Source organism: Nostoc sp., assembly GCF_036917465.1.
In the GTDB taxonomy this organism is placed as follows: domain Bacteria; phylum Cyanobacteriota; class Cyanobacteriia; order Cyanobacteriales; family Nostocaceae; genus Nostoc.
Window position 1 is genome coordinate 67,288 of record NZ_JBALDL010000002.1, and the last position, 9,524, is coordinate 76,811.

A 9,524-nucleotide genomic window follows, 5' to 3' on the forward strand; every position below is an offset into this window, starting at 1 on the left:
AAACGTTGGAGATCCCCCTAAATCCCCCTTAAAAAGGGGGAAACAGGAAATCTATAGCGCTTCTCGGTTGAGTCCAATACAGACCTAACCCCCAGCCCCTTCCCTACTAGGGAAGGGGAGTAAGATTCAAAGCCTCTCTCCTTTTAGGAGAGAGGAATGGAAGTGAGGTCAAAGTGTATTTATTGCTTCCATTCGAGAACCGCTATAGTTCCCTCCCATTGGAAAGGCTACGGTGTATACACAAGTCGAATTACCCCCCTTAATCCCAAGGCTGATTCATTCCCCAAAGAGCTTTAAAAATTAAGGGTCATAGCGATTAAAAATTAGTTATTTTGTTACCAACGTGCCGAGCTAGACCGGAAGTGTTGAATACTCTGTTAAAAACTAGCGATCGCATTGTTCAAGAAATCGATTCGGTAGAATATGGTTTAACTGATATTCAAGAATATTACGCTAATACTGGCGGTTTGAAAAGGGCGGCAGAAAAACAAAGCGGTAAGAAGGTGACAACTAGCTTTGTGGAAAGTTTCTCGAAGGATACTACACCCCGCAATTTAGATGATTTGCTGCGAATGGAGTATCGCACTAAGTTGGTAAATCCCAAATGGGCGCAAGCAATGGCGAATCAAGGTTCTGGTGGTGCTTTTGAAATTTCCCAACGGATGACGGCGTTGATTGGTTGGGGTGGTACTGCCGATTTTACCGATAATTGGGTTATCGATCAAAATCAGCGAATGGCGGCGGAGTTACAGCGAATTGGTAATGTTGTCGGCAAAGAAGGCAAAATAGCCGATCGCGCTTCTCTGGTAAATGTTCGTGGTTCTTGGTCAGATTGTGTCGCTTCTGTCAATACTCTGATTACAGATTTAGTCCAACCAACGGCTGAAACTACTCGGGTAATTCGGGCGGTTGCCAATGGTGATTTATCCCAAACGATCGCAACCGAAATTGACGGTAGACCCCTCCAAGGTGAGTTTCTCCAAACTGCTAATATTGTCAACACGATGGTAGATCGGCTTGGTTCTTTTGCATCGGAAGTAACGCGAGTTGCCCGTGAGGTGGGAACTGAGGGTAAATTAGGGGTTCAAGCCGAAGTGCAAGGTGTAGCTGGCACTTGGAAAGATTTGACTGATAACGTGAACTTGATGGCGGGTAATCTCACCGGACAAGTTCGCAACATTGCTGAAGTTGCAACTGCGATCGCTAATGGTGACTTATCCAAAAAAATCACTGTTGATGTGAAAGGCGAAATTCTGGAGTTGAAAAACACTGTCAACACGATGGTAGATCAACTGAATTCCTTTGCATCGGAAGTCACCAGAGTTGCCCGTGAGGTGGGAACGGAAGGGAAGTTGGGCGTTCAAGCCGAAGTCCGGGGAGTAGCGGGGACTTGGAAAGATTTAACCGATAACGTCAACTTAATGGCGGGTAATCTGACTGGACAAGTTCGTAACATTGCCGAAGTTGCCACTGCGATCGCTAATGGTGATTTATCCAAAAAAATCACTGTCGATGTCAAAGGTGAAATTCTGGAACTCAAAAATACCATCAATATAATGGTAGATCAACTTAGTTCCTTTGCAAGTGAAGTAACACGAGTTGCCCGTGAGGTAGGAAGCGAAGGTAAATTAGGCGTGCAAGCAGAAGTGCGCGGCGTGGCTGGCACTTGGAAGGATTTAACTGATAGTGTAAATTTCATGGCGGGAAGTTTAACGGCACAGGTGCGGAACATTGCCGAAGTGACTACTGCCGTTGCAACAGGCGATTTATCCAAAAAAATCACCGTTGATGTCAAAGGTGAAATTCTGGAGTTGAAAAATACCATCAATACAATGGTGGATCAACTCAGTTCCTTTGCAAGTGAGGTGACGCGAGTTGCGCGGGAAGTGGGAACTGAAGGTAAACTTGGCGTACAAGCAGAAGTTAAAGACGTTGCAGGTACTTGGAAAGATTTAACCGACAGCGTAAACTTCATGGCGGGAAGCTTGACGGCACAGGTGCGGAACATTGCCGAAGTTACAACTGCGATCGCAAATGGTGATTTATCGAAGAAAATTACTGTTGCCGTTAAAGGCGAAATTCTGGAACTCAAAAATACCATCAATATAATGGTGGATCAACTCAACTCTTTTGCCAGTGAAGTGACGCGAGTTGCCCGTGAGGTGGGAAGCGAAGGGAAACTGGGCGTACAAGCAGATGTGCGTGGTGTTGCCGGCACTTGGAAAGATTTAACTGACAGCGTGAACTTCATGGCGGGAAGTTTAACGGCACAGGTACGAAACATTGCCGCCGTCACCACCGCCGTAGCGAATGGCGACTTATCTAAAAAAATCTCCGTTGATGTCAAAGGGGAAATTTTAGAGTTGAAAAATACCGTCAACACAATGGTAGATCAACTCAATTCTTTTGCATCGGAAGTGACGCGGGTGGCGCGGGAAGTGGGAACTGAAGGGAAGTTGGGCGTACAAGCAGAAGTGAAAGGTGTAGCCGGCACTTGGAAAGACTTAACCGACAGTGTGAACTTCATGGCGGGAAGTTTGACGGCACAGGTGCGAAACATTGCCGAAGTAACCACAGCCGTAGCAAATGGCGACTTATCCAAGAAAATCACCGTCGATGTCAAAGGGGAAATTCAAGAACTCAAAAACACCATTAATACAATGGTGGATCAGCTAAATTCCTTTGCATCAGAAGTTACAAGGGTTGCCCGTGAGGTGGGAACGGAAGGGAAACTTGGCGTGCAAGCCTACGTTAGAGGAGTTGCAGGTACTTGGAAAGATTTAACGGATAACGTTAACTCGATGGCGGGGAACCTCACCGGACAAGTTCGCAACATCGCGGAAGTTACCAAGGCGGTAGCCAATGGCGACTTATCTAAGAAAATTACCGTCGATGCCAGAGGTGAAATCTTGGACTTGAAAAACACTACTAACACAATGGTGGATCAACTTAGTTCCTTTGCATCAGAAGTAACGCGGGTAGCGCGGGAAGTGGGAACGGAAGGAAAGTTAGGCGGACAAGCCCAAGTCCAAGGTGTTGCAGGGACTTGGAAAGATTTAACCGACAATGTGAATTCAATGGCGGGTAACTTAACAGCACAAGTACGCGGTATCGCCAGAGTTGTAACAGCAGTTGCGAACGGTGACTTGAAACGGAAACTGATGTTAGATGCCAAAGGAGAAATTGAAACCTTGGCAGAGACAATCAACGAAATGATTGATACTCTAGCCACATTTGCCAATCAAGTAACCACAGTAGCGCGGGAAGTCGGAATCGAAGGGAAATTAGGCGGACAAGCTAGAGTCCCTGGTGCGGCTGGAACTTGGAAAGATTTGACTGATAATGTAAACGAACTTGCTGCTACACTAACAACTCAGTTGCGAGCGATCGCAGAAGTTGCTACAGCTGTAACTAAAGGTGATTTAACTCGTTCAATTGCCGTCGAAACATTAGGGGAAGTAGCGATACTCAAAGACAACATCAACCAGATGATTGCTAATCTGCGGGAGACAACGCAGAAAAATACTGAGCAAGATTGGTTGAAAACTAACTTAGCTAAATTTACCCGAATGCTGCAAGGGCAGCGAGACTTAGAAACCGTATCTAAACTAATTCTCTCAGAACTAGCACCTCTAGTAGGAGCGCAACACGGCGTATTCTTCCTGATGGAGTCTGGGGAAAATGTGCCGTATTTGAAACTAATTAGTAGCTACGCTTACCGCGAACGCAGACATTTGGCTAACCGTTTCTATTTGGGTGAAGGTTTGGTGGGACAATGTGCTTTAGAAAAAGAGCGAATACTGTTGACAGATGTACCAAGTGATTATGTCAGAATTGCCTCTGGTTTGGGAGAAGCGTCTCCACTTAATGCCGTGGTGTTACCTGTACTCTTTGAAGGGCAGGTGACAGCAGTCATAGAATTAGCATCATTCCGCCGCTTTAGCGAAATTCATCTGACATTCTTCGACCAGCTTACCGAAAGTATAGCGATCGTTCTGAACACGATCGCAGCATCGATGCGAACTGAAGAATTACTCAAGCAATCGCAATCTTTGGCTGAAGAACTCCAAACCCAGCAAAATGAACTCCGAGAAACTAACAAACGCCTAGAACAGCAAGCCCAATCACTCAAAACCTCTGAAGATTTACTCAAAGGACAGCAAGAGGAATTGCAACAAACCAACGCCGAATTAGAAGAAAAGGCAGAGTTGTTGGCGATGCAAAAGAAAGAAGTCGAGCGCAAAAATCGGGAAATCGAACAAGCAAGACTATCTTTAGAAGATAAGGCAGAACAACTCGCGCTTTCTTCAAAATACAAATCAGAGTTTCTCGCCAACATGTCCCACGAATTGCGGACACCGCTAAACAGCTTATTGATTTTGGCGAAGTTATTGGCAGATAACACTGATCACAACCTCACCGCCAAGCAAGTCGAATATAGCCAAACAATTTACTCAGCAGGTACTGATTTATTGACGTTAATCAATGACATTCTGGATCTCGCTAAAATTGAATCTGGAACTATGTCAATTGACATGACCCAAATTCCCTTAGTAGACTTGGGTGAACAAATTGAGCGTACCTTCCGACAAATAGCTGAGAGCAAAAAACTTGCCTTTGCAATTGAATTTATTCCTGAATTGCCCACCAACATCTATACAGATGTCAAACGCTTACAACAAGTATTAAAAAATCTGCTCTCCAACGCTTTTAAGTTTACAGAAAAAGGGGAAGTCCGCTTGCGGATTGCCCTAGTAAAACAGGGATGGAGCAACGACCAAGTAACTTTAAATAGCGCTCAAAATGTCATTGCTTTCTCAGTTAGCGACACAGGTATTGGCATCGCCCCTGACAAACAAAAAGTTATTTTCGAGGCATTCCAACAAGCCGATGGCTCTACCAGCCGGAGATACGGCGGTACGGGATTAGGCTTATCAATTAGCCGCGAAATCGCCCGTCTCTTTGGCGGTGAAATTAAACTTACAAGTCAACCCGGCCAAGGTAGCACCTTTACATTCTTTTTCCCCCAATTAAGTCCTGAATCTACATCAACACAACTCAGCCCTCCTCAGTCCCTGTACGGGTTTAGCAATGCTAAACCCGTACTCCCCACTCCTCACGGGCTAAACGCCCCGCTACCGCTAACAGCACTAATAAATGACGACCGCGCTACTATTGCCATAGGCGATCGCGTCTTGTTAATCGTCGAGGATGACGTAAATTTTGCCCGTATCCTCATAGAAATGGCGCAACAGGATGGATTCAAGGTCATAACAGCCCAAAATGGCAGTACAGGTTTAGCACTAGCACAGCAATTCCATCCTTCAGCTATTTTGTTAGATATCAGGTTGCCAGAAATGGATGGCTGGACGGTATTAGATCGTCTAAAACATGACCCAAATACCCGTCATATTCCTGTACATATCATGACAGTTCAGGAAGGGAGACAGCGCGGTTTGCAACTAGGTGCGATCGCATATTTACAAAAACCTTTAACTAGCGAGACAATATCTGAGGCGTTGACTAAAATTAAAGGTTTTGTTGAGCGCCAGGTAAAAAATTTATTGGTTGTGGAAGATGATGACACTCAACGGCTTAGTATTGTCGAGTTAATTGGTAACAGTGATGTTTCTACCACTGCTGTTGCTACAGGTGCAGAAGCCCTAGAAGCTATTCGTAGCCAACATTTTGATTGTCTCGTCCTCGACTTAGGGCTACCCGACATGACCGGGTTTGAACTGATCGAGCAGATTAAGCTTCTACCCAACGGCAAAAGCTTACCAATCATTGTCTACACCGGTAGAGATATTAGCAAAGCTCAAGAAACTGAACTCAGACGGATTGCTGAAACAATCATCATTAAAGATGTGCGATCGCCCGAACGTCTCCTCGATGAAACAGCATTATTTTTACATCGAGTCCAAGCAAATTTACCAGTACCCAAACAACAAATACTTGAACAACTCCATTCCATAGACTACTTGCTCGCTGGCAAGAAAGCGCTAATTGTAGACGACGATATGCGTAATATTTTCGCGCTGACAAGTATGCTGGAACGTTATCAGATACAAGTGTTATATGCCGAAAACGGCAGAGAGGGAATTAACCTATTAGAAACTACACCAGATATTGATGTCGTTTTGATGGATGTAATGATGCCAGAAATGGACGGTTACGAAACAACAAGCTTAATCCGCCAAAACGAGCGATTTAAATCTTTGCCGATTATTGCACTGACCGCTAAAGCCATGCAAGGCGATCGCGAAAAGTGTATCGAAGCGGGAGCATCAGACTACATCACCAAACCCGTTGATACCGAACAACTGCTTTCACTATTGCGTGTTTGGCTATATCGTTAAAAATTACGAATTATGATAAAAAACCTTGAGGATAAAGTGGCATTGGTAACAGGTGCTACGCGGGGAATTGGGAAAGGAATTGCTATCGGTTTGGCTGAGGCTGGTGCAACTGTATATATCACAGGGCGCAGCCTCAACAATTTTGGTAATGCGGTTTTAGGGAGTCTTAGTGAAACCCAATCAGCTATTGACGAAATCGGTGGTGTATGCATTCCTGTTCAAGTAGACCACAGCGACGATGAACAGGTGCGTTTATTATTTGAGCGCATCCAAGATGAGCAGGATGGACAACTCGATCTACTAGTTAATAATGCTTACTCAGGAGTTCAGGCAATAAGAAATGCTTTTGGGCAGCCCTTTTGGGATTGTGAACTAGGTATTTGGGATGCTAGCCACAATGTTGGTCTTCGTAGCCACTATATTGCAAGTGTTTTTGCCGCCCGAATGATGACTAAGCGCAACTCTGGACTAATTTGCACCATTTCCTCGTGGGCGGGGATGTCCTATATATTTAATGCAGCTTATGGTGTTGGTAAGGCAGCTTGCGATCGCCTAGCGGCTGATATGGCTGTTGAATTAAAACCCCATAATGTCGCTTCTGTTTCCATTTGGCCGGGTATTGTTGGGACTGAGCTTTTTTCTAGCTTTGCTTCTGAGATGAATCAAACCAATACTACTGAGCAGAAAAACTCATTTATTAGCGATTGCTACAACTGGGAGACTCCCTTATTTACTGGACGAGCGATCGCTGCACTTGCTTGTGAATCAAATATCATGCGCCATACCGGACGTGTGCAGATTGTTGCCGAACTAGCTAGTAAATATGGAATTATCGATGAAAATGGCGAGCGTCCTGCATCGCTACGTTCTTTACGTTTTTTATTACCGACTGCATTGCCAGTACTGAGAAACTATTCATCACTCATACCCGATATTAAAATACCGTGGTCACTATTATTATTGAATGCCCTTAGCTCACCTAAAATTTAACTAAGTTTGAGGGTTTAAATCCCAGTCACAAAACATAATTACAAATTACGTATACAAGTACAGGACAAAACTCTTGCCGGACTGTATCCATATCACCCCAAAAAACAGACTGATATACCAACTACTGAACGGCTGCTACGTGCTTTTTTTTACCTGACTTTGACGATTATCCAGGTTCACATAAACGTTTTGGTTACGTACCACCTTTAAATCCTCTACAGCAGGAAATTATTTGTTTACTTGGTCTATCACCTGATATTTATGGTGATTTGGTCGATAATTCCTCTTAGTTAAATCCTATTAGGCGAACGGTGAGTTAATGTGATAATTAATTCGACATTTGAATGGGTATTTTTTAGGAGATTACTCATCCAAATGAGTGAATTGAGCGTACCAACCAAAATTAAGAGGATTTTTGGCCATGCCTAGACTTACCATTGCAGCTAATTTCACCGGCATAAAAAGTTTCTATACTTTAATAGGGGAAGAGTTAAATGCATCTCCAGCAATAGGTATTGATATATTAACTGGAGGTTCCATTCGTACACTTTCAGGAAAAAACACTATCACTGGCAATGGTACCGGTAGCAACGCCTTGAGCGGGTTTGGCATCCTGGGCAGTGCTGGGACTGGCATCAGGAATAATGGCAGTATTAATACAGGGTGGGGCGACGACACTATTAATGGTACTGGTACTGGTGGCGATGGTGGTACCAGTCTCGGAACTGGTATTGGCGGCAAGGGTGGCGATGGAATCGGTATTAGCAACGCTGGCAATATCAATACCTCCGGGGATAAAGACACTATCAACAGTACCGGCAATGGGGGCGACGGCGGAGATGGCGGCATCGGCAACGGCACCGGCAGCAAAGGCGGCAACGGCGGCGATGGAATAGGTATTAGCAATACTGGCAGTATCAATACCTCCTTGGGTAACTACACTATCACTATCAAAAGTACTGGTAATGGGGGTGATGGCAGCATCGGCGGCGAACTCAACGGTGGCAACGGCGGCACTGGTGGGGCTGGGACTGGCATCAGCAACAGTGACACTCTTAATGGTGGGCGGGGCAACGATGCGATCGCTGGTACTGGTACTGGCGGCAATGGCGGTAATGGGGGCAATGGCGGCATTAACAGTAACCCCAACGGCGGCACTGGCGGCACTGGCGGCACTGGGACTGGCATCAGCAACAGTGACACTCTGAATACAGGAAATGGAGAAGACACTATCACTGGTATTGGTACTGGCGGCAATGCCGGCAACGGCGGTAACGGTATTATTAATGGCACAAACGGGAACGGCGGTATTGGCGGTACTGGAATCGGCATCAGCAACAGTGGCACTCTGAATACAGGAAATGGAGAAGACACTATCACTGGTATTGGTATTGGCGGCAACTCCGGTACTGGAAACATATCAGGAGCAAATGCCACCGCCTATGGGATATTTAACACTGGAGTCATTGATACTGGTAAAGGAAAGGACATTCTTACCGGACAGGCTACAGTCACAATTGGCAGTACTGCTTACGGTATTTATGGACAGGGAACCATCAAAACTGGGGATGGGAATGACAAAATTATTGCTACCAGTACCATTGATGAAGTTCAACAAAAAGTCAGTATCGGTGGCGATATCGCTTTTGATCTAGGCAGAGGGGATGACTACTTCAAAGGTTTCGGATCAGCAACTGTGGATGGCGGAAGCGGTTTTGACACCCTTGATCTTAGTGCTTTCGATCGCTGTGATCTCACCATTTTGGGTGAGACTTCAGGCAATGACCTTAATTTTGCCACCATCGCATATAACAACAATGGGGATGCCATTACCCTCTCCACAACTGGCTTTGAGAATTTTATCTTTGCAGATGGCTCTTTTTCATACAGCACTTTGACCTAAAACCAGAATTACCTAGTAGTGAAAAAGAATATAGAGACGCAAAATTTTGGGTCTCTATAAGGGTTTCAGGTTACACATATTTAATTTCACCAGATGCCCAATATGGGAATTTTGCCGCACCTTCACTAAACAAACTCTTTGAGATCGTAAAACTTTGTATTCTGAATTAATAGGTCTTAATAACTCACCGTTCGCGTAATAGGATTTGACTAAGAGGAATTATCGACCAAATGACCATAAATATCAGGTGATAGACCAAGTAAACAAATAAT

The 9,524-nt window shown here is 44.8% G+C and carries 3 protein-coding genes and 1 pseudogene; all 4 read left to right on the plus strand.

From position 1 onward, the window contains the following. Positions 1-332 precede the first annotated feature (332 nt). The 4 genes and pseudogenes from V7K38_RS00395 to V7K38_RS00405 all read left to right on the plus strand — a co-directional run bounded on the left by V7K38_RS00395 (position 333) and on the right by V7K38_RS00405 (position 9,252). Positions 333-6,359 (plus strand): hybrid sensor histidine kinase/response regulator, encoded by a 6,027-nt coding sequence (locus V7K38_RS00395; protein ID WP_334854741.1) that lies wholly within the window; start codon positions 333-335, stop codon positions 6,357-6,359. A 15-nt stretch (positions 6,360-6,374) separates the two neighbouring features. After that, complete coding sequence (locus tag V7K38_RS00400) at positions 6,375-7,349, plus strand: SDR family NAD(P)-dependent oxidoreductase (protein WP_334854744.1); 975 nt, start codon at positions 6,375-6,377, stop codon at positions 7,347-7,349. 66 nt (positions 7,350-7,415) lie between these two features. Beyond that, positions 7,416-7,639: pseudogene (locus tag V7K38_RS29495) on the plus strand (IS1634 family transposase); the annotation flags it as partial. A 131-nt stretch (positions 7,640-7,770) separates the two neighbouring features. Further along, positions 7,771-9,252, plus strand: a complete 1,482-nt coding sequence (locus V7K38_RS00405; RefSeq protein ID WP_334854742.1) for a hypothetical protein — start codon at positions 7,771-7,773, stop codon at positions 9,250-9,252. Positions 9,253-9,524: the final 272 nt, after the last annotated feature.